This window comes from Actinophytocola sp. (genome assembly GCF_049647105.1).
Classification (GTDB): Bacteria; Actinomycetota; Actinomycetes; order Mycobacteriales; family Pseudonocardiaceae; genus Actinophytocola.
The window spans coordinates 23,375-45,446 of the sequence record NZ_JBARWZ010000009.1; the positions used below are offsets into that span (position 1 = coordinate 23,375).

Genomic DNA, 22,072 nt, shown 5'->3' on the forward strand with positions numbered 1-22,072 from the left:
TCTTTGTCCGTTTTATCCTCCCGTTTGAATGCGTTGCGACCGGAACTCACTTCGGGCAAACTGAGTCGGCTGACAGGAAATTTGGGGGCATGAGATCGTCAGACCGAGGGCATTGGCGCCGACTTAACGGAAACTGCGTGTCGTGCTCTACGCTGACTGATGTCGAGGGGACCTGCGCACGATATGCACATTGAATTACTGGGGCCATTGAGAATTTATCGTTACGGCAGCGAAGTTTCACTGCCCGCGAAAACTCAGAAGGTCTTCGCCGCACTTGTTCTCAACGCCGGTTCGATCGTGCCCACCACACGCCTGGTGGACGAACTGTGGGGCGACCAACCTCCGGTGAGCGCACTGCGAACCGTGCAGACCTACGTGTACCACATCAGGAAACGCCTGCAGTTGGACGACAGCGGGGCCAACGCCGACGATGGCCGATCTTCGTTGATCACCCGGCCAGGGGGCTACGAGTTCCGGCTCGCGCCCTCCGCGATCGTCGACACCATCCGGTTCGACGGGCTGCTCGAACGAGCTCGGTTGCTCGCGCGGGACGGAGCGCCGGCCGAATCGGTGAGCACCATCCGGGCCGCGCTCGACCTGTGGCACGGACAGCCGTTCACCGGCCTGGAGACCGGCCCGTTGCTCTCGGTGGCACGGGTACGGCTCGAACAAGCACGCAGGAGTGCGCTGGAACAACGGGTCGAACTGGAACTCCAGCTCGGCCAGCACAAGCAGCTCATCGACGAGATGTACGCACTCGTCGCGGACGATCCGAGCCACGAGAGCTTTTCCGTCCACCTCATGATCGCGTTGCACCGCAGCGGCCGACGGGCGGAATCCCTGAATGTCTACCACCGATTACGTCGTTATCTCGCCGAGGAATTCGGTGTCGTCCCCTCCGGCACCGTGCGGCAGACCTTCCAGGAGATCCTTGACGACAGCGAGACGACATCGTTCGAGCCACCTCGGCCCATCACCACCCGGCCGAGGCGATCGCCGCTTCCGCCGTGCCCGCGACCGGTGGGCCGGCATGCGCAACGAAGCCAGTTGCGTGCCGCACTCGCACGACCGGACCAGCCGAACACCTTGCGCGTGGTCGAGATCGTCGGTGAACCAGGTGCGGGCACCACCTCGTTCGCGCTCCACGCCGCCCACGAACTAGGCACGACTTTCGGTGACGGCTGTCTGCTGCTGGACCTGAAAGGTGTCACCGACGACGGCCCGGTGGCCGCACGCACCCTGGGTGAGCGTCTCACCGCCGCTGGCGTGCCGATGACGAGTTGCGCCGACCTCGACGACGTCGCCGAGCAGTTCCGCGGATGGAGCCGGACACGCGAACTCCTGCTCGTCGCGGACCACCTGGCCACACCGGCCGTGTTGACCACGATCCGGCCGTCCGGACCGAACAGCGCACTCGTCGTCATCAACCAGTCCCCGGCTCTCGGCCAGGTCGGTGACGATGTCGTCGAAGTACCGCCGCTCACCGCCGCGGAAAGCCTCGCACTGCTGACCACCATCGCCGGCGCGACCCGGGTCGAGGCGGATTCCCGTGCCGCCGCCCGGCTGGCCGAACTCTGCGCGGGAAATCCGCTCGTGTTGAGCGCGGTCGCCAGATGGATGACGTGCCGACCACACGTGCCGGTCGCCCGACTGGTGCGCGAACTGGAGACGGACCCGCGCAAGCTCGCCCGGTTGTGGTGGGCGGGACGCTGTCTGGAGGACAGCGTCCGGGAACGCGTACGTCATCTCACCGACGCGGCCACGGAGACACTGGCGGCGCTTCGCACGGGAACCGACACAAGCCTGGCGGCGGTCGCGACCCGGCTGAGCAGAGAAGCCAAGACCGTCGAAGCAACACTCGAGGACCTCACCGACACCCACCTCGTCGAGGAGATCGACGCCGACGAACCCGACCGCCGATTCCGGCTGCGCGGCATGGCCCGGCTCGTCTCACCATGGATCTACACGTCCAAGATCAGTCCGCCACATCCACACGCGTTCACGACGAGCAACACCGCACCCGACGAACCCGTTCGTGACTGAACTCCCCGCAGCGGGTCGCTGGCCGGCGCTGAGGACATCGGCACACCGGAGTCACCGCCCGTCTCCGACCCCGTCGGCAAGGACTGACGAGCACCACCAGATGCCAGCACACCGCTGCTCGTGGGACGAACTGCAGACGGTGGCGTGGGCGGACGACGCGGTCGCCTGGCTCTCCGGTCCGTCGGAGGGTGGCAATGGTGAGGTGCTGGTGGCCTCCCTGGCCGGCGGCGAGCCACGCAGGGTGCTCGACGGGGAATACAGGGTGCTGTCGTTCTCCACCGACGGGAACTTCCTGCTCGCCGACCAGCGTGCCGTGGACGGCGCCCCGGCGGTCGGCAAGGCGGTAGTGGTGCCGGCACGGGGCGGGGACGCGATCCCAGTGGCGGCGGGTGACATCACATACCCGGCATGGGCGCCCGACGGGCACGCGATCGTCTACGTTGAGGCGCCAGGCACGCTACGGGTCGTCGGTAAACCCGGGGACACACCCCGCGATCTGCACCAGCAGCCGGACATCCGCGCCGCGGACCTCGACAATATCGACTGGGTGCCGGGCACGATGCTCGTCAGCCTCGGCGAGGATCACCCCGTCACCTTCGGTGTCAACGGAACGTAACGTCGGCCGAGTGCGGTGTCGATGTGGGGGAAGTCCGCCGCGATGATGGCCTGCGCTTGGACGGTGAGTAACTCACGCCAGGTCGGCCCGCTACGGCGGGGCGCCGGGTCGACGCCCGCGTCGTGCAGGATCTGCCAGACCGTCGAGCTGGCGATCCTGTGGCCGAGCCGGGCCAGTTCGCCCTGGAGCCGCCGGTGACCCACCGTGGGTTTCCCTTGGCGAGCCGCAGCACCAGAGATGTGATCGCAGTTTGTGTCGGTGGACGTCCGGTGCGTCGACGCCCGGAGTAGTCCCACCTACCGGCCACGAATCTGCGATTGCCAGGCAAGCAGGGTGCCCGGCGCCACCGGGAAGACCTCCCACCACCGCCGACGATCCACCAACCCGGGCAAGGCGGCAAACCAGAACCGATCCGCTGGCTCATAGCGGACCGGACCCGCCAGCTGCCGCCGGACAGCCTCACCCTCGCTCTACCAGCGACGATGACTTTCGAGCGGCACACGGATCAGCGGGAGGAACCCTGCCGCCGCTTGGCATCCAGTTCGGCGTGGCGTGCCATGATCTCCCACACCTTCTGCTGGGCCTCGGCAGGCGGCTGCGGCAGCAGCGACCTGCCGTGTTCGCGGCTACGCAACGCGATCGTGGCCTCCCCGCGTGCGGTCTCCTCGTCGCGCTGGTTGACCGCGCGCAGCTCGATGTCGACGAGGTTCATGTCGTTCTCGCGCCGCTTGCCGCTCACCGCGCCCGTGACGTACTGGATGTCGCCCGCGTAGTTGAACTTGCGGATCTCGTCGTGCTGGCGCACGACGAATCCCTCGTCCCCCATCCAGTCGGTGAGCCGGTGGTGGAGCCAGCACTCCCGCAGCACGCCGTAGTCGTACGCGCGCGGGTTGCCGATCGCCCTGGCCCACGCCGAGTCCCAGTGGACCCGTTGGGCGACGTCGGGGACGCCGTACTCGTTGTCGACGTAGAAGGCGGGGATGCGCATGCGGTTCTGCCAGTTGAGCCGGGAGGTCTTAAGGCCGTAGGGCACGAACCCGTAGCCGCCGGCGTGGAACACGATCATGTCGGTAGTGGTCAGCGGGCCCTTCGCGAGCGTGCCCAGCGACTCGCCGACCTGGACGTCCTCGAAGAAACGCGGGTCGGTGCCGCGCACCGACCCAGCCTCCTCGGCGAAGACCTTGTCCAGGTCGGCGATGTCCTCGGCGGTGTAGGCGGGTGTCGGCACGTCCTTGTACTTGCCGGTCTCCCTGGCCTTCTTGCGCGCGGTGAGGATGATCAGTGTCCGGTAGATCCCGACGACCTCACCGTGCTGGTTGAACTTGACCTCGCGGTTCACCCGGATCACCGACCGGCCCGCGAACTCGGACTTCTTGACCTCGACCGAGTCGAGGCCCTTGTACGAGTACAGCCGGTCCCCCGCGTGGATCGGCCGGTACCACTCCCAGGTCCCGCCCGAGACGAAGGCGTGGATGCCCCGGTAGCTGCCGCCGCGCAGCTCCTTCGGCAGCCGGTCACCCAGCAGTGGCGTGTTCAGGACCGCGGCCATGATCTGGGGTGCGACCTGCCCGCCCCAGCGAGTGGCAGCCCCGTGGTCCGGATCGGTGTACAGGGGGTTGTCGTCGCCGTAGCCGAAGGCGAAGTTCCGGATGGCCTCTGGCGTGGCGGTGCCGAGGTGGGCGAGGTCCCGCACGGCGGCGACGGCACCGGCGGCGGCCCGGTCGCGCTCGATGTCGGCGTCGTCGATGTCGAAGTCGGTCGCGTCCTCGAATGCCTGCTGTGGCGAGGTCGCCGGTTCGGTGCTCATGCCTGCTGCCTTTCGTGGTGAACCGGCCACGCCGGTGTGGAACTGGCGGCGACGTACTCGTCGGTCAGCCGGGCGACGACCTCGTCGAAGTCGAGGACCTCGTCGACCAGCTCGATGCCCTGGCCCGCCGACCAGATGTCACGCCATGGCCGAACGTCCGCCGGGAGGTGCGAGTAGTCGCCCTGTCCAAGGGGCCGGGCGAGCCCGGCGAGGTCGATGTCCAGTCGCCGCAACGATGGGAGCAGCCAGCTGGCTGGCACGGTCGCGACGGCACCGGTGAAGTTCAGGTCGGCGGCGGTGCTGTCGACCAGCATCTGTTTGTACTCGGCCGGCGCCATCGACTCGTGAGTGGCGATGAAGCGGGTGCCGACGTAGACCAGGTCGGCGCCGAGGACCTCCGCCGCACGGACCGCGGCCCCGGTAGCCACCGCCCCGGCGAGCACGATGGTGCCGCCGAACATCGAGCGCACCTTGGGAATCAGGGCGAGGTGGGAGACCGTGCCGGCATGTCCGCCACCGCCCGCGCCGATGCAGATCATCCCATCGACCCCGGCGGCGGCCGCCTTCTCCGCGAAGCGGATCGACGTCACGTCGTGGAACACCCGCCCGCCCCAGTCGTGCACCCGTCTGGTGAGCTCGGTCGGGTCTCCCTGTGCGGAGATGACCAGCTCCACCCCGTACCGGCGGCACACGGCGAGGTACTCGTCCAGCTGTGGCAGCAAGGCACGGGTCATCCCGACCGCGACCGGACCGATCCGGGCGCCGGGGTGCCGCTCGCGGTGGTCGTCGAGGCTCGTGTGGATCGTGCGGAGCCAGTCCCCGAACTCTGCCACCCCGCGCGCGTTCTGGATCGGCAACGCCCCCACGAGCCCGTTGCGGCACGCCGCGGTGACCAGCTCCGGCCCGGACACCAGAAACATCGGCGCACAGATCACCGGCAGGGCAAGGGTTTCTCGCCACTGGACGGATGAGGTCATGTGCCACGCACCCGTGTCCGCGCGCCACGGAAACGACCGCGCTCCAGCGCGGTGAACACGCGCTCGTAGCCGTCGGCCATGGCATCGGCGAATGGGCGGGACGCGTCCAACCGCACCTGTTCGCGGATCTCCCGCAGCGCGTCGGGGTCGTTGCCGGCGAGGGTGCGCGCGTACGCGCGCACATCGGAGACGAGCGTCTCCGGCTCGGAAAGGAACTGGGCGAGCCCGTAGCCGTAGGCGTCCGCCCCCGAGATCGGTCGCGCGCTCAGCAGCAGGTCCAGCGCGCGCCCGGTGCCGACAAGGTTGGTCAAGAGCCACGCGGTGCCCAGTTCGGCCACGAGGCCGACCTTGGCGAACGCGGTCGTCCACTTGGCGACGGGCACGGTGAACCGCACGTCGGCCATCAACGCATGCGCGAGTCCCATCCCCGCGACCGCGCCGTTGACGGCGGCGATCACGGGTTTGCCCATGCGGAAGGCGACGTCCCGCGGCTCCGCCACGGCGTTGCGCCTGACCTCGGCGATCTCCAGCGTCTCCAGCCGGGTGAAGTCGGCGCCCGCGCAGAACGCCCGGCCCGCGCCGGTGACGACCACGACACGCACCTCGGGGTCGGTGTCGCCACGGCGCAGTGCCGCCAGGTAGCGCGAGTGCATGTCGCCCGCGAAGGCGTTGAGTCGTTCCGGTCGGTTCAGCGTGATCGTCGCGATGCCGTCCGCCACGTCGTAGCGAACGGTCGCTTCCGGTTCGGCTTCCGTGTCGACCATGCCCAGTAGTGTACCGATCGGTTAGTCTGATGCAACGCACGCAGCGAAAACTCCCAGAGATGCGCTATACCGATCAGTACACAAAATCGTGATGGACTGGAGTGTGGCATGGCCGACGACACTGACCTCGACCTCGACGGGATGTCGGTCCGGCTGGACGGCGGCGTTCTCCGGATCACGTTGAACCGCCCCGCCCGCCGCAACGCACTCAGCTCGGAGAGCACCCGCACGGTCGCCGAGGTGCTGGCCGGACTCGGCCGTGCGGACACCGCGCGCGCGATCGCGATCACGGCGCAGGGTGACCACTTCTGCTCCGGCATGAACCTCAAGCGCGACCGGTCGCAGACCGGTGAGCGGCCGCGACCGACGGCTACCCACCGGAGCATCGACAGCGGCCCGCATCGCCTGATCAGCGCCCTCGCCCAGGTCGAGATCCCGGTGGTGACCGCGGTCCGCGGGCACGCGTCGGGGCTCGGCTGCTCCCTCGCCCTGGTCGCCGACTTCTGCGTGACCAGCAGCACGGCCGTGTTCTCGACCCCGTTCGCGCGACGGGGCTTCACACCCGACTCGGGCAGCACCTGGCTGTTGCCGCGGCTGGTGGGCACGGCCCGTGCCAGGGAGATGCTGATGCTCGGCAGGCAGGTCGGCGCCGAGGAGGCGGCGGCGTGGGGGCTCGTGAGCCGGGTGGTGCCCGACGCCGGGCTCGACGCGGCCGCCGAGGAGCTCGTGCAGGAGCTGGCCCAGGGCGCAACGACGTCACTCGGGCTCGTGAAGTGGCTGCTGGACCGCAATGCGACGGGTTCACTCGTGGACGCGTTGCGGATGGAGAGCCTCACAGAGGACGTCGCGACGCGGTCGCTGGACTTCAAGGAAGGGATCATCGCCTTCGCCGAGCGGCGAGCCCCGCTGTTTCGAGGGAACTGAACGATGACCGAAGAACCCCTGCCCACGTTCGGTACCGTCTCCGGCCTGGAGTTCCAGCGCGCGGTGGCCGACGGCGCCATCCAGACACCGCCGTTCCTTACCCTGATGGGTGTGCGCATCCGGTCGGTGGCACCGGACGGGGCCACCGTGTGTGACGTGACCCCACGGCCCGAGTTCACGAACTCGGGTGGGCGGCTGCACGGTGGCTACCTGACCGCGCTGATGGACTGCGCCACCGCGACGGCCGCGCACTCGCAGCAGTCCGCAGGCGTCGGGACACCGCACATCCACGCGTCCTACCGGTTCCTTGCCGCCGCGGACCACCGGGGACCGCTTGTCGTGACGGCCAGGCCGACCCACGTCGGCCGATCCATCGTGCACGCCACCGCCGAGATCCACGACGGGCGCGGCAGGCTCCTCGCCGCAGGCGAGACGATCCACAAGGTCCGGCACATCCGGAGGACCGGCTGACCGCGGTCACGCCACAGGCGAAGCCGGTCGGGGCGGCGAGCCTGTCCGCCACCGTCATCCGGAAAGGACAGTCAGCTCCCTGACGGTCTCGAAGTCCCGGACCCGGCGGGCGTGGTCCGCGGCAAGCGGGCGGAGGTTGAGTGTCGTCGCGCCGGCGACGGCGAACGCGGCCAGGCGTGCGGCCACGACCTCGACCGGGCCGACCAGCGCGACACCTCGGACGAGCGCGTCCGGCACCGCGGCGGCCGCCGCCTCCCGTCTGCCCGCGAGGTAGAGGTCCTGTACCTTCTCCGCCTCACCGCCGTAGCCGAAGCGAGCGACCAGCGAGGTGTAGAAGTTCTTCCCCCGTGCGCCCATCCCGCCGATGTACAGCGCCACGTGCGCACGCACCTGGCGCAACGCCGCCTCTTCCTCGTCGCGGGTGCCGACCACCGCCAGGTAGCTCGGCGCGACGATGTCCAGCGACCCCAGCGACGGGTCACGCTTGGCATGCCCGGCACGCAGACTCGGGCCGAACACCTCATCGGTGGCCTCGGGGAGGAAGAACATCGGCTGCCACGCCTCGAACAACTCCGCGGCGAGCACGACCGCCTTGTCCCCCATCGCGGCGAGCATCATCGGCACGCGTGCCCGCGCCGGCGTGTTGATCAGCTTCAACGGCTTGCCGAGCCCGGTGCCGCCGCGGTCCGCGCCGAGCGGTACCTGGAAGTGGACGCCATCGTGCTCAATCACCTCCCTGCGCCACACCGCCCGGCAGATGCCGGCCACCTCGCGGGCCCGGCCGAGCGGCGCGCGGTAGGCGACCCCGTGGAAGCCCTCGACCACCTGCGGGCCCGAGGCGCCGATTCCCAGCGTGAACCGCCCGCCGGACACGTGGTCCAGACCGGCGGCCGTCATCCCGAGGAGGGCGGGGGTGCGTGAGTAGGTGTTCAGGATCGACGACGCGAGGCCGATGCGGTCGGTCGAGGCGGCCAGGTGACCGAGAATGCTCACCGCGTCGAAGGAGTACGCCTCCGGCACGAACAGGACGTCGACGCCTGCGGCCTCGTAGTCCCGAACGTCGCGCGCCACCTCCGTGAAGGCGCCGCTGTACGACAGCGGCATACCGATCCGCATGAGACCTCCACCCAGTCGGGGCCTATCCATGGACTACTTGTGTACCGGTCGGTATGCTGACCGTAGCATGACCGTGCTGCTCGACGGCGTGCCCGAGCGAAGGAGAACCATTCCATGCCACCTCGTGAGGCCGTCATCGTCGATGCGGTGCGCGCCCCTATCGGCCGCAAGAAGGGGGCGCTGGCGGACGTGCACGCCGTCGACCTCTCCGCGCTCGTGCTCAACGAACTGTTGCACCGCAACGAGCTCGCGGCCGAGCTCGTCGAGGACGTCTACTGGGGCTGCGTCACCCAGCTCGGCGACCAGTCGAGCAATGTCGGGCGGTTCGCCGTACTCGCGGCAGGCTGGCCGGAGCACGTCCCGGCGGTCACGATCAACCGCGCGTGCGGGTCGAGCCAGCAGGCGCTCGAGTTCGCGGCCAACGCCGTGCTGTCGGGCCGCGCCGAGATCATCGTCGCGGGCGGTGTGGAGACCATGAACCGGGTGCCGATCGGCTCCGCGCGCAAGTTCGGCGAGCCGTACGGGCAGACGACGCTGGACCGCTACGGTGTCGACGACTTCAGCCAGGGCATCGGCGCCGAGATGATCGCCGACCAGTGGGGTCTGCACCGCGAGCAGCTCGACGAGTTCGCCGCCCTCTCCCACGAGCGCGCGGCGGCCGCGATCGACTCGGGGGCGTTCACAGCCCAGCTCGTGCCGGTCGCGCTGGAGCACGCCACACTCGAGTCCGACGAAGGGCTCCGGCGCGGCACGTCCGTGGCCACGCTCGCGGGGCTGCGACCCTCCTTCCGCGAGGGCGGCAGGATCCACGCGGGCAACTCGTCGCAGATCGCCGACGGCGCGGCCGCGCTCCTCGTGACGACGCCGGAACGGGCGGCACAGCTCGGCCTCACCCCGTTGGCACGCTTCCACTCCGGCGCCGTCGTCGGCGACGATCCCGTCAGGATGCTGACCGCGCCCATCCCGGCAACGGCGCGGGTACTGCGGTCCTCGGGACTGACGATCGACGACATCGGCGCGTTCGAGATCAACGAAGCCTTCGCACCGGTCCCCCTCGCCTGGCTCGCCGAGACCGGCGCGGCCCCGGCGCGCGTCAACCCGGTGGGCGGTGCGATCGCGGTCGGGCACCCGCTCGGCGCGTCCGGCGCGATCCTCGCTACCCGCCTGGTACACCACATGCGCGACAACGGAATCCGTTACGGACTCCAGTCGATGTGCGAGGGCGGCGGGACCGCCAACGCAACGATCTTCGAGCTGATCGCATGAGCGGGGACGGGACCAACGATAATCACACCATGGCCACGGATCCGCCCAAGGAGACCACCGGCGAGCGCGTCATCCGCATCGCCACCCAGCTGTTCGCCGAGAACGGATATGACGCGACCGGGGTGCAGGAGCTGTCCGAATCGACCGGACTCGGCCGGGGAGCCCTGTATTACCACATCAAGAACAAGCAGGAACTGCTGCGGAAGATCGCCTTGCGCCTGCTGGAGAACGCCAACCGGGAAGCCCGCCGCATCCTCGCCAGCGGTGGCACGGCGGAGGACCGCCTGCACCGCATGGCGACCCATCTCCTGACCGACCTCTCCACCAACCGCAACGCGTGGATCACCTCGATGCGGGACTGGAAGGCCCTCGACGAGCCGCACCGCTCCCGGGTCGGCCACCTGCGTGACGAGTACGAGCAGTACTGGCAGACCTTGTTCGACGAGGGGGCGGAGTCCGGAGTGTTCCGACCGGTCCATCCAATGCAGCGTCGAGCGGTCGTCGCGATGTTCACGAGCAGCTACCGGTGGATCGAACCGAACGGCTCGCTCAAGCCGGCCGAGATCGCCGACCTGTACGTCTCGCTGTTCCTCGACGGGTTGCGCGCACCGCACACCGCAACGGACTGACCGCCGCGCCGGTCACTCACCGGCGGGAGGCGCCGCGGCGACCCCGGTCGTCTCCCGCTCGCCGGTGCCGGCGCGCACGCCGACGCCCCAGCGCACGAGGAGGTCATCTGCCTCGGCCGGCTCGTCGACGAAGCCAAGGGGCAGCTTGGCGACCCAGCCTTCGCCGCCTGGCGTCGGTGCGAGGACTTCGCGCGCGATCATCTGCGGGTCATGGCCCGCCTCCGCCAGCGAGAGCACGGGCGCGAGGCACGCGTCGACCCCGCTCGCCTCCGCCGCCCATTCCGCACGCGTGCGTGTGCGGATGGCAGCCGCGATCACCGCACGCAGGCGTGGCCAGTTCGCAGGCTCCTCGCGGCCTGCCCGGTCCTGCTCGGACAGTCCGATCAGGTCCGCGAACCGCGCGAAGAACTTGTCCTCGAGTGCACCGACCGCGACGTACTCGCCGTCCGCGGTCTCGTAGGTGTCGTAGTAGGGCGCGCCCGTGTCGAGGCGGTTGGTGCCCGGTTCGTCCGACCACATGCCGAGGCCGCGGTACTCGTGCAGCATCGTCGTCAGGTAGGTGGTGCCGTCCACGATGGCCACGTCGGCGAGTGCGCCCACACCCGTGTGCGCGCGGCCGACGAGCGCCGCCAGGACCGACACCACGAGGTACATCCCCCCGCCTGCGAAGTCCCCGAGCAGGTTGGCGGGCGGCACGGGCTTCTCCCCCGCACGGCGTGCCAGGTGCAGGGCGCCGGTGATCGCGATGTAGTTGATGTCGTGCCCGGCACGTGGCGCGAGAGGTCCCGTCTGCCCCCACCCCGTCATGCGGGCGACGATGAGCGCCGGGTTGCGCTCCCGCATCCGCTCGGGGGCGAGCCCGAGCCGCTCGAGCACGCCGGGCCGGAAGCTCTCCACGACCACGTCGGCCTTCTCGATCACCGCCAGTGCCAGCGCGAGGTCCTCGGCGTCCTTGAGGTCCAGTTCCAGCAGCGAACGGTTGCGCACCATGGCGGCGGTGGACTGCCCCCGCCTGGTGACGGTCAGCACCTCGGCGCCGAGATCGGCCAGCAGCAGGCACCCGAACGGTGCGGGACCCAATCCCAGGAACTCGACGACCCGGATACCCGTTAGCGGTCCCGTCATCCCAACCTCGCATCCACCCGACCGGAACGACCCGGAACGACGACTCTGTGTCTGTACCGACAGAACGGTACAATAGTTTCGGCAGAACGAGTAGCCTCCATCTGCAGGCACGAGCTAGCCGAGGGGACCGCACATGAGGGAAAGTTTTTACCAGGAAAGTCATGATGACTTCCGCGACCTGGCCCGGTCCTTCGTCTCGCGCGAGGTCGAGCCGAACCTCGAGAAGTGGGATGAGGACCGACTGATCGGTCGGGAGGTCTGGCGTGCGGCTGCGGCCTGCGGGCTGCTCGGGCTCCGTACACCGGAGGAGTACGGCGGCGCGGGCGTACCGGACTACCGGTACCGCTGTGTGCTCACCGAGGAGCTGTCCCGCGTCGGCGCGGCGGCGTTCGCGTCCAGCCTCGCCATCAACGAGGACATCGTGTCCGGCTACCTGATCAACCTCGGTTCGGCGGACCAGCAGCGCCGGTGGCTGCCCGGCATGGCCGAGGGTGAGGTCGTCGCGTCGATCGCCATGTCCGAACCGGGTGTGGGGAGCGACCTGCGCGGCATGTCCGCCACCGCCACACGAACGGCCGATGGCTGGGTGCTCAACGGCGCGAAGACCTTCATCACCAACGGCGGCAGCTCCGACGTGGTCCTCGTCGCCGCGCGGACGGGAGAGCACGAGGGACGTCCCCGGTTCTCCCTCCTCCTCGTGCCCACCGACTCCCCCGGCTTCTCCCGCGGTCGCACCCTGCGCAAGCTCGGTCTCCACGCGCAGGACACCGCGGAACTGTTCTTCGACGACGTCGTCGTGCCGCTGGACAGCCTCGTCGGCGAACAGGGCCGCGGGTTCCACCACCTGACCCACCAGCTCCCGCTGGAGCGGCTGTCGATCGCGTGGCGTGGCCTGGCCGGCGCGGAGGCGGCGCTGTCCTGGACACTCGACTACGTGCGGGCCCGCACGGCGTTCGGGCAGCGCATCATCGACTTCCAGCACACCCGGTTCCGGCTCGCCGAACTGGTGACCGAGGTGGACGTGACCCGGGCCTACCTCGAGAACCTGGTCTCGCGGCTCAACGCCGGTCACCTCGACGCGACCACCGCGGCGAAGGCGAAGTGGTGGGCCACCGAGCTGCAGCAGCGCGTGGTGACCGCGTGCCTGCAGATGCACGGCGGCTACGGGTACATGGACGAGTATCCGATCGCCCGCGCCTTCGCGGACGCCCGCGTGCAGACCATCGTCGGCGGCACCACGGAGATCATGAAGGAGATCATCGGCCGCGAGCTGGCTGCTGGTCGGTCCACGTAGTCCTTCCCCTACGAGAACCACTACGAGAACAAGGACGATCTCATGGAACTTCGCAACGCGGCCGCGGTCGTGACCGGAGGCGCCTCCGGTCTCGGCGCGGCCACCGCGGCCGCCCTCGTCGAGCAGGGCGCCCGGGTGATCATCACCGACCTCCCGACCTCCGGCGGCGCCGAGACCGCGGCGCGACTCGGGCGGCACGCACGCTTCGTGCCCGCCGACATCACCGACGAGGACACCCTCGCCGCACCGTTCGACGCGGCGCAGGAGCTCGGGGACCTCCGCGCCGTGGTGCACTGCGCGGGCCGTGGCGGGGACCGGCTGCGGATCATCGACAAGGAGCGCAAGCCCGCGCCCCTGCGGAGTTTCGTCGACGTGCTGCAGGTGAACCTGATCGGCACCTACAACGTGCTGAGGTTCGCCGCCGCGCGGATGAGCGGCAACAGCATCGAGCAGGGCGACCGCGGCGCGATCGTGCTGACCGCGTCCGCCGCGGCGTTCGAGGGCCAGATCGGCCAGACGTCCTACTCCGCATCCAAGGGGGCGGTTCACGCGATGACCATCGTCGCGGCCCGTGATCTCGCCAGCTGGGCGATCCGCGTCAACACGATCGCCCCCGGCGTGTTCGACACCCCGATGCTGGCGCGCCTGCGCGAGGACATCCGCGCGGGCCTCGCCGCGACGGTGCCCCACCCGAAGCGGCTGGGCGCTCCCGGCGACTACGCGGACCTCGCGACCGCGTTGCTGCGCAACGGTTATGTGAATGGCGAGACCATCCGGCTCGACGGCGCGATCCGGATGGCACCGCGATGAGCGACCAGACCACTGCGGACACCGGAGAGCCGGAGCTTGTCGTCAGCACGCACGGCGAGATCCTGCTGCTCGAGATCAACCGTCCAGGGCAGCGCAACGCGATGACGCGCGATGTGGCCGAGGCGGTCGACGACGCACTGAGCAGGCTCGACGCCGACGGCGCGCTGCGGGTCGCCATCCTCACCGGACGCGGCGGCACGTTCTGCGCGGGCATGGACCTCAAACGCCACGCGGCGGGCGAGCGCGCGGCGACAGCCGTACGCGGGTTCGGTGGCATCGTCGAGGCTCCGCCGGGCAAGCCGGTCATCGCCGCGGTCGAGGGCTGGGCGCTGGGCGGCGGGTTCGAGATCGTGCTGGCCTGCGACCTGGTCGTGGCGGGCGCCTCCGCCCGGTTCGGCCTCCCCGAGGTCAAGCGCGGACTGCTCGCCAGGGGCGGCGGCATGTTCCGGCTGCCCCGCCGCGTCCCCCAGGCGATCGCGCTGGAGCTCCTGCTGACCGGCGACCCGATCGGCACCGAGCGGGCGAACGCGCTCGGCCTGCTCAACAACGTCGTGCCCGACGGGCAGGCGGTCGAGTCGGCGTTCGCGCTCGCGCGCCGGATCGTCGGCAACGCTCCCCTGTCGGTGGCGGCGTCGAAGGCGATCGCGCTGGCGTCCGCCGACTGGCCACTCACCGAGGCGTTCGAGCGCCAGCGGGCCTTCTCCGACCCGGTGTTCGGGTCGGCGGACGCGAAGGAGGGCGCGCGGGCCTTCGCGGAGAAACGGCCGCCGGTCTGGCAGGGCCGCTGACGCGCACCGCCCCGCACGCTAGGGACTCCCGGCAAGGATCGCGGTCTGCTCGGGGCGGGGCAGGAAGCTCAACGCGAGGAACCGGGCGCGCTTGAGCAGCCGGTGCGCGCCGTGCTCCCAGGTGAAGCCGATGGCACCGTGGTTCTGGATATTGGCGCGGGCGTTCGCCGACGCCGCCGACTCGGTGTACCTGCGGGCCGCGGCGACCCGGTCACGGGCGTCGGGCCGGTCCTCGTCGACGCTCACCGCCGCGAGGTTCGTCACCGCCGTCGCGGCGTGGGAGCGGATGGCCATCTCCGCGCAACGGTGCGAGATCGCCTGGAACGCGCCGATGGGCTTGCCGAACTGCTCACGGATCCGCGCGTACTCCACCGACATGTCCGTGGCCGCCACCGAGATCCCCGCCAGCATGGCCGCGACCAGCACCGCCGCACGCGACAGCTCGCGTGCGGCGCCACCGCCGCCTGTCTCGGCGAGGACAGGCAACCCGTCGAGCCGCACCCGAGCGGCGGTGACCGCCGGATCGAGCGGGCTCACGTCCTCGACGATCGCGGTCTCGGCCACCGACACCAGCCGCAGCGTGCCCGCGCGCTCGTCGACGAGCAGCAGGACCGAGGCACCTCGGACGTCGTACGCCACCAGCGGTTCGGCAGCACTGTCCTGAGCGAACCCGAGGCCCGCCCACGCGCCACCGCCCGCGAGGCCGGCCGCGAGGCCTGTCTCCCCCTCGGCCGCCGCGACCCGGATCCCGATGCTCGTGGCGAGGAAGGGACCCGCGGCCGCCGCGGCACCGATCTCGGCGTACAGCTGTGCCTCATCGGCCAGTGCGCCGCCGAGACCGCCCGCGGACTCTTCCAGTCCCAGTGCCAGCCACCCCTGGGCCACCCCGTCGCGCCACACCTGTTCCCGGTGTGCGAGTACCGCTCGTGCGGCGGCGGCGAGCTCCCGCTGTTCCTCGGAAGGAAACAGGTCCATGGCATTTCTCCTTCGGTCGCTCAACCCCTGGGGAGGCCGAGCACACGCTGTGCGATCACGTTCCGCTGCACCTCCGAGGTACCGGTGCCGATCGTGTGGGCGAACGAGTACAGGTAGGGCGGCACGAACCGCTGGGCGTCGTCCGTCCCGTCCACCGTCAGCCCGTCGCGGCCGAGCAGGTCGGCGCCGGTCTCCTTCACTCGCTGCGACAGCTCCGCGTAGAACGGGCGGATCATCGAGCCCGCCGCACCCGGCACGCCGGTGCGCTTGGTCTCGGAGACGAAGGCCAGGGCGAGCGCGTGGAGGGCGACGCCCTCTGCCGCCAGGTCCGCGATCCGCGCGGCGACCTCGTCGTTGGACAGCAGGGGACGGCCCCGCCCGTCGACCCGCGTCCGCGCGAGGTCGGTCACCCGGTCGATGAGGGTGCGCAGGCGGATCACCATGCCGAGGGTCATCGTGCCGCGCTCGAAGCCGAGCGTGGTCATCGCCACCCGCCAGCCGTTCCCGAGCCCGCCGACGAGATCACGCACCGGAATCCGCACGCTGTCGTAGAAGACCTGCGCGAAGTGGGTGCCACCGTCCATCGCCCGGATCGGCCGGATCTCGATGCCCGGGGACCGGAGGTCGACCACGGCGAACGAGAGACCCCCGTGCCGGGACGCGCCGGGATCGGTGCGCACCAGCAGTTCCTGCCAGTCGCTGTGCAGTGCGTGGGTCGTCCAGATCTTCGTGCCGGTGACGACCAGGTCGTCGCCGTCGACCATCCCCCTGGTCCGCAGCGCGGCCAGGTCCGAGCCCGCCTCCGGCTCCGAGAAGCCCTGCGCCCAGACCTCGTCCCCCCGCAGGATCGGGTCGAGGTGGGCACCTCTCTGCTCGTCGGTGCCCTCGACGATCAGGACGGGCCCGGCGTGGCCGAGTGCGATCGAGAAGACACCGGCGTCGGGCGCGTCGAAGCGCGCGCACTGCTCGAACCACAGGATCTGCTCGACGAGACTGAGCCCGGCGCCCCCGAGTTCCTTCGGCCAACTGACCCCGGCCCACCCGCCGTCGTACTGGCGTCGCTGCCACGCCCTGTCGAACTCCGCCATGGCCACACCCGACGGTGGCCGAAGCTCCCCCGGCAGGTTGTGGGTGAGCCAGTCGGCCGCGCGCTCGGAGAACCGGCGCTCCTCCGGCGTGAGTCGCAACCGCACGCCTCACGCCTCCTGTTCGAGCAGCCGCCGCAACAGCGGCGCACTGACCTTGAGCGACGGAGTGCGGGGCAGCTCGTCGACGACGTGGACCCGCACGGGCACCTGGTAGGGGGTGAGCCGCTCCCGCGCGAACGCCGTCAGCGCCTCCTCGCCGACCTCGGCACCGTCCTCGAGCTCCACGGCCGCGACCGGCACCTGGCCGAGACGGGCGTCGTCGAGGCCGATGACGCCCGCGTCGCGCACCGCGGGGTGTTCCTTGAGCGCCTCGGCGACCGTTCCGGTCGACACCTTGAACCCGCCCCGGATGATCACGTCGTCGGCCCGCCCTACGATCCAGAGGAACCCGTCGGCGTCCAGTCGCGCACGGTCGGCCGTGCGTACCCATTCCGCGCCCCGTGCACCCAGTTGAGCCGCCTTGACCTCGAGCAGGCCGGTCTCGTCGGTGTCGAGCGGGTCGCCGGTCTCCTCGCCGACGATCCTCAGCTCGACCCCCGGGTGCGCCCGGCCGACCGAACCACGTTTCGTCGCGGCGAACAGGCGGTGGTCCTCGATGGTCCAGCCGGTGATCCCACCCGCGAACTCGGTCGCGCCGTAGACCACGAGGATGGGGATGCCGTACCGCTCCTCCCACGCGAGCTGGTCGGCGACGGTGATGGGTGCGGTGCCGACCAGCACACTGCGCGCGAACGACAGCCGCTCGGGCGGCACACCCTCGGCCATCACCATGCGCAGGGCTGCGGGTGGCAGGGTGATGGCTCTCGGCCGGTGCTCGGTCACCAGCGCGAGCCAGTCGTCGACGGCGAACCGTTCCAGCAGCGCGATCTTCCGTCCTGCCTGGACGTTGAGCAGCAGCGTGAAGATGCCGCTCACGTGGAGCAGCGGCGCCATGACGATGGCCACGCTGTCGCGCAGGCGCGGCTCGTTCGATCCCCGCTCGTAGTGGGCCGCGCCCGCGTAACCGGCGTCGAAGCCCGAGTAGGTCAGCGGCACCCGCTTCGGTGGTCCGGTCGTGCCGCTCGTGAGCATGAGGATCGCGGTGCCTGGCGAAGCGAAGTCCTCGGCGTCGTCCCGCCGCAGCGGCTCGAGCAGCGCCACACCGTGCTCGTCGACCGCGATCGCGAGCAGGCCTGCCTCGGCCGCCGCCGCGCGGATCCCCGGCCGGGCCCAGTCCTCGCGGTCGGCGAGGAGTACCGCGGCGGGCAGCCTGCCGATCTCGGCGGCGAGCTGCTCGTCCGGTTGCATGCCCGAGACGGTGACGAGTGTCTGGCTGTGGGTGAGAAGTGAGAGAACCGCCGCGACGGTGCCGGGGCGGTTGCGCATGATCATCGCGACCGGTGCCTGCGTGGTCACGTCCTGCGCGGCCAGGATCTCCTGCATCGCGTCGCCCTGCGCACGCAGCAGGCCCCAGTTGTACCAGCGCCCCGTGAACTGGAGCGCGTCCGCAGCCGGGTCGATCGCCATGATGTCCGCGATCCGCCCGGACACCGAGTAAGCGCCGCGCACCGTCACCTGGACTCATCTCCACTCAGCACCACGAGTGCGTCGACGGCGATCACCCGGTCCGCCGTGGCGATGAGCGGGTTGACGTCCACTTCGGACACCGAGGGTTCACTCGCCGCGAGCCGCGCGACGGCCATGACGGCGTCGACGAGTCCGGCCCGGGCCGCCGCGGTGAGACCACGGGGGTGATGCACCAGGCGGCCACCCCACAACCGGTCGACCATCGTCTCGGCGCGGGCGCGGTTGAACGGGACGACCGAGAGCTGTGACTCGGCCATGATCTCGGCGCTCACGCCACCAGCGGCGAGCGTGACGACCGCACCATGGACCGGATCCCGCAGCATGCCGAGCATCAGCTCGATGCCGGCCGGGATCTGCTCGGCGACGAGGACGCGGTACGCGGCGTCGGGCGCGGGCCGGTGGGCCTCGGCGATCCCGACCAGTCGCCGGTAGGCAGCCGCCGCGTCGGTGTCGCCGCGCACACCGAGGATGACCCCGCCGACATCGGACTTGTGTGGCAGCCACGCGGCGTCGATCTTCAACACCGCGGGACCGGCGAGCCGCGCCACCGCGGCCACCGCGGCGACGTCGTCGTCGACCACCGCCTCCCTCGGCACCCCGATGTCGTACCGGGAGAGGAGCCGCTTGGCGTCGAACTCCGGCAGTGCCCCGGCGCCGGCACTCACTGTCGGCACCCCGGCGGCCGCGACCTCGGTGAGATCGAAGAACCGGGCAAGGTCCTCGGCCTCGACGAGCTTGCCAAGGACGCGGACCATCGCCGCGCCGTCGGCGAAACACGTGAGTCCCCTGGCCGCCATCTTCTGGAGCACGTCCGGCTGGTGCGCGAGCGCGAAGAACGGTTTGGCGGTGGCGTCCTTGGCCAGCAACAGCATCTCCCGGTGGGCGTCCGGCAGTGTCCGTGCCACCGTGCTGTACGCGATGAGGTCGAACTCGTCGGTGGCACCGATCTCCTCGAGCACGGCGGCCGTCGGCCGGAGATCGTTGACGAGGTTGCCCGTGATGTCCACGGGGTTCGCCGCCGTGCCGAACGAGGGCAGGTGCTCGGCGAGCCGGGCCCGCAACCCGTCGCTCGGCGCGGGCAGCGCGAGTGCCGCCTCCTCGGTGACGTCGGCCATGAGCGCACCTGCCCCGCCACTGCTGCTGACCAGGACGACACGGTTGCCGCGAGCCCGCCTGCCTGCGGCGAAACCCCGGGTCACGTCGACGAGTTCGCGGATCGTCTCGACCATCACGATCCCGTTCTGCTCGCACCCGGCACGGAAGGTGGCGTACGAACCGGCAAGGGCGGCGGTGTGGCTGACCGCGGCCGCGCGGCCGCGTTCGGTCCTGCCCACCTTGAGCAGGACGATCCGCTTGCCCGCTTTGGCGGCCATGCGCCCGGCACGCATGACGTCCTCTGCCTTCTTCACCCCTTCCACCACCATGGCGATGACGTCCGGCGAGTCGTCGGGGCTGCGGAGGAGCGCCTGCGCGAACTCGCCGGTGGAGACGTCGAGTTCGTTGCCCGTGGCCATCCAGAAGCCGACCCGCGCGCCGTCGTCGCGGAGCAGGCTCACCGCGCCGATGCCCACCGAGCCGCTCTGCCCGAGCAGTGCGATGTTCCCCCCGTCCATCTCGAACGGGATGCGGGTGAAGGTCGCCTTCAGACCGCGGCGGAAGTTGGCGAAACCGAGGCAGTTGGGGCCGAGCAGGCGGATGCCCGTCTCCTCGACGACCCGGGTCAGCTCCTGTTGCAGGGCTTGCCCGTCGCCGCCGACCTCGGCGAAACCCGACGAGTACACGACCGCGCCCTGAACCCCCGACTCGGCACCCTCACGCAGGACGGCCGGGATCATCGCGCTTCCCGCCGCCGCCAGCACGAGGTCCACCTGCCTGCCCACCGACGAGATCGTCGGGTAGGCGGGCAACCCCAGAATGCTGTCGTACCTGGGGTTGATGGGGTAGATGTCCCCTCGGAAGCTCGCCGCGAGTTGTCCGATGAGCCTGCCCCCGACCGAGTCCTCCTTCTGCGAGGCGCCGACGACCGCTACCGATCGAGGATTCAGGAACGCTGCCAGTGTCACGTGCTGATTCCGCCCTTCTCTGCTGTCCGGTGTTTTCGTGCGCGACGACCGTCCTACTGGGCGAGCCACAGGTAGTGCGGGCGCAGGCTCCAGTCCTCCGGCGCGAAGAACGGCTCCTGGGTCGCCATGACCTTGTCCGAGGCGGCCGCGATCCGTGAGCGCAGGCTGAGCGGGAAGATCACCCCCCGCTCGATCACCTCGGACTGCAGTTCCTTCATCACCGGCGCCCGGTCGTCGGCGGGCAGGGTCAGCGAGTCCAGGTACTTCTGCTCGAGGTCCGACAGGTCCGTCAGCTTGAAGGGGTTGTACGGGCTCTTGTTCGAGACCGTCCTGGTCCACCATTGGTCGATGTCCACCGCCGTGGGGATGAGGTAGGTCGCGGCGGACTCGCCGTTGCGCTGGGCCGCGGTGAACTCCGACGGCGGGAGATCCTTGATGTTCACCGTGATGCCACCTTCCGCCAGCATCTGCTGGATCGCCACGACCGCGGAGGCGATGGAGGTGGTGCTCGGCATGTCGAACGAGAACCCGTCCGCATAGCCCGCTTCGGTGAGCAGCTTCTTGGCCTTGGCGACATCGGGCTTGCGCTGGTCGAGTGCCTCGTCGCGCCATGGTGTGGTCGGCGAGGCGAAACCGCCCGCCGGCAGTCCGCTGCCGCCGAGGACCGACTGGTTGAAGCCCTCGCGGTCCAGCAGCAGGCCGATCGCCTGGCGCACCCGTTCGTCAGCGAGCGCGGGGACGAGCTTCCCTCCTCGGTCGAGGATGACCAGCGACGTGGCGATGGTGAGGTCGGAGAACACCCGGTTGTCCGCTGCTTCGACGGACGCCTTGTTCGCGTCTGGCACGTAGGTCATGAGGTCGATCTGCCCGCTGGTGAAGGCGTTCAGCCGCGCGGTGGGATCGGCGTAGATGCCGATCTCGACGGTCTGGACCTTGACCGCGTCGGGGTTCCAGTAGTCCGGATTCGCCGTGTACACCTGTTTGGTGCCCTCGACGAACTTGCCCGCGTCCCAGCGCCACCCACCGGAGCCGGCCGGCTCACCGGAGAGGTCGCGCTTCTCCTGGATCGCCTTGGGGCTGACCATCATCCCGGCCGGGGTGGACATGTTGTAGTAGAAGTTCGGGTAGGGCCGCGTGAAGTTCACGACCGCGACGAACTCGCTCTCCACCGTCACCGACTCGATGAGCGAGTACATGTTGGCGTTCGGGCTCGTGGTCGTCTTCGCCGCCCGCTCGAGGTTGACCTTGACAGCCTGCGCGTCGAACGGCGTGCCGTCGTGGAAGGTCACGTCGTCGCGGAGGGTGAGGCGGGCGCTGGTGTCGCTCGGTTCCTCCCATTCGGTGACGAGCCACGGCACCGGCTCGTGGTCGTGGTCGATCTGGAAGAGCGTGTCGTAGGCCGGCTGCAGGTTCTGCCCCTGGATGAGCGTGACCGCCACCGGGTCGAAGGAGTTGTTGGAGATCCACGACCCGATGCGGAGCGTCCCGGTCGGCTTGTCGGGCGCTCCGTCCGTCTTCACCATGGTCTTGAGCGGCTCGGCGCTCGTGTTCTCCAGCGGGTTGGTGCCGCCCGCCGACTCGGTGCCGCCGCCACAGGCGCCGGCCGTCAGTGCCAGCGCTGTGACCAAGGCGCCGAGACCAACGGCGCGCCGGGTGACCCGTGGGTGCATGGAGGGTCCTCTCATCATGA

20 protein-coding genes are annotated in these 22,072 nt (G+C 70.1%); 9 read left to right on the forward strand and 11 right to left on the reverse strand.

The window, feature by feature from the left end; translation table 11 throughout:
* The first annotated feature begins 183 nt into the window (after nucleotides 1-183).
* On the forward strand, nucleotides 184-2,043 hold the full coding sequence (locus WBA97_RS00660) for a BTAD domain-containing putative transcriptional regulator (RefSeq protein ID WP_424228638.1): 1,860 nt from the start codon (nucleotides 184-186) through the stop codon (nucleotides 2,041-2,043).
* A 100-nt stretch (nucleotides 2,044-2,143) separates the two neighbouring features.
* Nucleotides 2,144-2,659 carry a hypothetical protein gene (locus tag WBA97_RS00665; protein WP_424228639.1) on the forward strand — a complete coding sequence of 172 codons (516 nt, stop codon included), beginning with the start codon at nucleotides 2,144-2,146 and terminating at the stop codon, nucleotides 2,657-2,659.
* On the opposite strand, the gene WBA97_RS00670 is transcribed toward WBA97_RS00665, so the two are convergent.
* The 4 genes from WBA97_RS00670 to WBA97_RS00685 form a co-directional block, all read right to left on the reverse strand.
* Entirely contained in the window at nucleotides 2,626-2,862 is a 237-nt protein-coding gene (locus WBA97_RS00670; protein ID WP_424228640.1) for a hypothetical protein, read from the reverse strand. The two genes, WBA97_RS00665 and WBA97_RS00670, sit on opposite strands and share 34 nt — an antisense overlap.
* Nucleotides 2,863-3,164: 302 nt before the next feature.
* A complete protein-coding gene (locus WBA97_RS00675; RefSeq protein ID WP_424228641.1) occupies nucleotides 3,165-4,466 on the reverse strand; it encodes an FAS1-like dehydratase domain-containing protein in 1,302 nt (433 codons plus the stop codon).
* Nucleotides 4,463-5,443, reverse strand: a complete 981-nt coding sequence (locus WBA97_RS00680) for an NAD(P)H-dependent flavin oxidoreductase (protein ID WP_424228642.1) — start codon at nucleotides 5,441-5,443, stop codon at nucleotides 4,463-4,465. The genes WBA97_RS00675 and WBA97_RS00680 overlap by 4 nt, the downstream gene beginning before the upstream one ends.
* The gene (locus tag WBA97_RS00685) at nucleotides 5,440-6,207 is read right to left on the reverse strand and encodes an enoyl-CoA hydratase-related protein (protein ID WP_424228643.1); all 768 of its coding nucleotides are present in this window, start codon (nucleotides 6,205-6,207) and stop codon (nucleotides 5,440-5,442) included. The genes WBA97_RS00680 and WBA97_RS00685 overlap by 4 nt, the downstream gene beginning before the upstream one ends.
* A gap of 108 nt (nucleotides 6,208-6,315) precedes the next feature.
* On the opposite strand from WBA97_RS00685, the gene WBA97_RS00690 reads away from it, so the two are divergent.
* Entirely contained in the window at nucleotides 6,316-7,131 is an 816-nt protein-coding gene (locus WBA97_RS00690; RefSeq protein WP_424228644.1) for an enoyl-CoA hydratase/isomerase family protein, read from the forward strand.
* A gap of 3 nt (nucleotides 7,132-7,134) precedes the next feature.
* Nucleotides 7,135-7,602 (forward strand): PaaI family thioesterase, encoded by a 468-nt coding sequence (locus WBA97_RS00695; protein WP_424228645.1) that lies wholly within the window; start codon nucleotides 7,135-7,137, stop codon nucleotides 7,600-7,602.
* 54 nt (nucleotides 7,603-7,656) lie between these two features.
* Here WBA97_RS00695 and WBA97_RS00700 read toward each other — a convergent pair whose 3' ends face one another.
* Nucleotides 7,657-8,718, reverse strand: a complete 1,062-nt coding sequence (locus WBA97_RS00700; RefSeq protein ID WP_424228646.1) for an LLM class F420-dependent oxidoreductase — start codon at nucleotides 8,716-8,718, stop codon at nucleotides 7,657-7,659.
* A 114-nt stretch (nucleotides 8,719-8,832) separates the two neighbouring features.
* Here WBA97_RS00700 and WBA97_RS00705 point away from each other — a divergent pair, with 114 nt between their 5' ends.
* Together WBA97_RS00705 and WBA97_RS00710 are read left to right on the forward strand one after the other, a co-directional pair.
* The gene (locus WBA97_RS00705) at nucleotides 8,833-9,984 is read left to right on the forward strand and encodes a thiolase family protein (protein WP_424228647.1); all 1,152 of its coding nucleotides are present in this window, start codon (nucleotides 8,833-8,835) and stop codon (nucleotides 9,982-9,984) included.
* A 29-nt stretch (nucleotides 9,985-10,013) separates the two neighbouring features.
* The gene (locus WBA97_RS00710) at nucleotides 10,014-10,613 is read left to right on the forward strand and encodes a TetR family transcriptional regulator (RefSeq protein WP_424228648.1); all 600 of its coding nucleotides are present in this window, start codon (nucleotides 10,014-10,016) and stop codon (nucleotides 10,611-10,613) included.
* 12 nt (nucleotides 10,614-10,625) lie between these two features.
* On the opposite strand, the gene WBA97_RS00715 is transcribed toward WBA97_RS00710, so the two are convergent.
* Nucleotides 10,626-11,738, reverse strand: coding sequence for a CaiB/BaiF CoA transferase family protein (locus tag WBA97_RS00715; RefSeq protein ID WP_424228649.1), 1,113 nt, complete (start codon nucleotides 11,736-11,738; stop codon nucleotides 10,626-10,628).
* A 133-nt stretch (nucleotides 11,739-11,871) separates the two neighbouring features.
* Here WBA97_RS00715 and WBA97_RS00720 point away from each other — a divergent pair, with 133 nt between their 5' ends.
* The 3 genes from WBA97_RS00720 to WBA97_RS00730 are packed head-to-tail and all read left to right on the forward strand — an operon-like array spanning nucleotide 11,872 to nucleotide 14,630.
* Entirely contained in the window at nucleotides 11,872-13,032 is a 1,161-nt protein-coding gene (locus WBA97_RS00720; protein ID WP_424228650.1) for an acyl-CoA dehydrogenase family protein, read from the forward strand.
* Between the two features lie 42 nt (nucleotides 13,033-13,074).
* The gene (locus tag WBA97_RS00725; protein ID WP_424228651.1) at nucleotides 13,075-13,842 is read left to right on the forward strand and encodes an SDR family NAD(P)-dependent oxidoreductase; all 768 of its coding nucleotides are present in this window, start codon (nucleotides 13,075-13,077) and stop codon (nucleotides 13,840-13,842) included.
* Complete coding sequence (locus tag WBA97_RS00730; RefSeq protein ID WP_424228652.1) at nucleotides 13,839-14,630, forward strand: crotonase/enoyl-CoA hydratase family protein; 792 nt, start codon at nucleotides 13,839-13,841, stop codon at nucleotides 14,628-14,630. Before WBA97_RS00725 ends, WBA97_RS00730 begins: the two co-directional genes overlap by 4 nt.
* A gap of 18 nt (nucleotides 14,631-14,648) precedes the next feature.
* Here the strand turns inward: WBA97_RS00730 and WBA97_RS00735 are convergent, their stop codons facing one another.
* Genes WBA97_RS00735 through WBA97_RS00755 form a run of 5 tightly spaced genes read right to left on the reverse strand, consistent with a single transcriptional unit; the run spans nucleotide 14,649 to nucleotide 22,052 of the window.
* The gene (locus WBA97_RS00735; protein WP_424228653.1) at nucleotides 14,649-15,605 is read right to left on the reverse strand and encodes an acyl-CoA dehydrogenase family protein; all 957 of its coding nucleotides are present in this window, start codon (nucleotides 15,603-15,605) and stop codon (nucleotides 14,649-14,651) included.
* 20 nt (nucleotides 15,606-15,625) lie between these two features.
* Nucleotides 15,626-16,798, reverse strand: a complete 1,173-nt coding sequence (locus tag WBA97_RS00740; protein ID WP_424228654.1) for an acyl-CoA dehydrogenase family protein — start codon at nucleotides 16,796-16,798, stop codon at nucleotides 15,626-15,628.
* Between the two features lie 3 nt (nucleotides 16,799-16,801).
* The gene (locus WBA97_RS00745; RefSeq protein ID WP_424228655.1) at nucleotides 16,802-18,307 is read right to left on the reverse strand and encodes a class I adenylate-forming enzyme family protein; all 1,506 of its coding nucleotides are present in this window, start codon (nucleotides 18,305-18,307) and stop codon (nucleotides 16,802-16,804) included.
* Nucleotides 18,304-20,382, reverse strand: a complete 2,079-nt coding sequence (locus WBA97_RS00750; RefSeq protein WP_424228656.1) for an acetate--CoA ligase family protein — start codon at nucleotides 20,380-20,382, stop codon at nucleotides 18,304-18,306. The genes WBA97_RS00745 and WBA97_RS00750 overlap by 4 nt, the downstream gene beginning before the upstream one ends.
* Before the next feature lie 53 nt (nucleotides 20,383-20,435).
* Entirely contained in the window at nucleotides 20,436-22,052 is a 1,617-nt protein-coding gene (locus WBA97_RS00755; RefSeq protein WP_424228657.1) for an ABC transporter substrate-binding protein, read from the reverse strand.
* Nucleotides 22,053-22,072: the final 20 nt, after the last annotated feature.

What these genes read in the sequence shown, in the direction of transcription:
- WBA97_RS00690 (WP_424228644.1), top strand. Translation starts at nt 6,316, where the DNA reads ATGGCCGACGACACTGACCTCGACCTCGACGGGATGTCGGTCCGGCTG.
- WBA97_RS00685 (WP_424228643.1), bottom strand. Translation starts at nt 6,207, where the DNA reads ATGGTCGACACGGAAGCCGAACCGGAAGCGACCGTTCGCTACGACGTG.
- WBA97_RS00715 (WP_424228649.1), bottom strand. Translation starts at nt 11,738, where the DNA reads ATGACGGGACCGCTAACGGGTATCCGGGTCGTCGAGTTCCTGGGATTG.
- WBA97_RS00665 (WP_424228639.1), top strand. Translation starts at nt 2,144, where the DNA reads ATGCCAGCACACCGCTGCTCGTGGGACGAACTGCAGACGGTGGCGTGG.
- WBA97_RS00755 (WP_424228657.1), bottom strand. Translation starts at nt 22,052, where the DNA reads ATGCACCCACGGGTCACCCGGCGCGCCGTTGGTCTCGGCGCCTTGGTC.
- WBA97_RS00725 (WP_424228651.1), top strand. Translation starts at nt 13,075, where the DNA reads ATGGAACTTCGCAACGCGGCCGCGGTCGTGACCGGAGGCGCCTCCGGT.
- WBA97_RS00660 (WP_424228638.1), top strand. Translation starts at nt 184, where the DNA reads ATGCACATTGAATTACTGGGGCCATTGAGAATTTATCGTTACGGCAGC.
- WBA97_RS00695 (WP_424228645.1), top strand. Translation starts at nt 7,135, where the DNA reads ATGACCGAAGAACCCCTGCCCACGTTCGGTACCGTCTCCGGCCTGGAG.
- WBA97_RS00710 (WP_424228648.1), top strand. Translation starts at nt 10,014, where the DNA reads ATGGCCACGGATCCGCCCAAGGAGACCACCGGCGAGCGCGTCATCCGC.
- WBA97_RS00720 (WP_424228650.1), top strand. Translation starts at nt 11,872, where the DNA reads ATGAGGGAAAGTTTTTACCAGGAAAGTCATGATGACTTCCGCGACCTG.
- WBA97_RS00735 (WP_424228653.1), bottom strand. Translation starts at nt 15,605, where the DNA reads ATGGACCTGTTTCCTTCCGAGGAACAGCGGGAGCTCGCCGCCGCCGCA.
- WBA97_RS00675 (WP_424228641.1), bottom strand. Translation starts at nt 4,466, where the DNA reads ATGAGCACCGAACCGGCGACCTCGCCACAGCAGGCATTCGAGGACGCG.
- WBA97_RS00730 (WP_424228652.1), top strand. Translation starts at nt 13,839, where the DNA reads ATGAGCGACCAGACCACTGCGGACACCGGAGAGCCGGAGCTTGTCGTC.
- WBA97_RS00700 (WP_424228646.1), bottom strand. Translation starts at nt 8,718, where the DNA reads ATGCGGATCGGTATGCCGCTGTCGTACAGCGGCGCCTTCACGGAGGTG.
- WBA97_RS00680 (WP_424228642.1), bottom strand. Translation starts at nt 5,443, where the DNA reads ATGACCTCATCCGTCCAGTGGCGAGAAACCCTTGCCCTGCCGGTGATC.
- WBA97_RS00705 (WP_424228647.1), top strand. Translation starts at nt 8,833, where the DNA reads ATGCCACCTCGTGAGGCCGTCATCGTCGATGCGGTGCGCGCCCCTATC.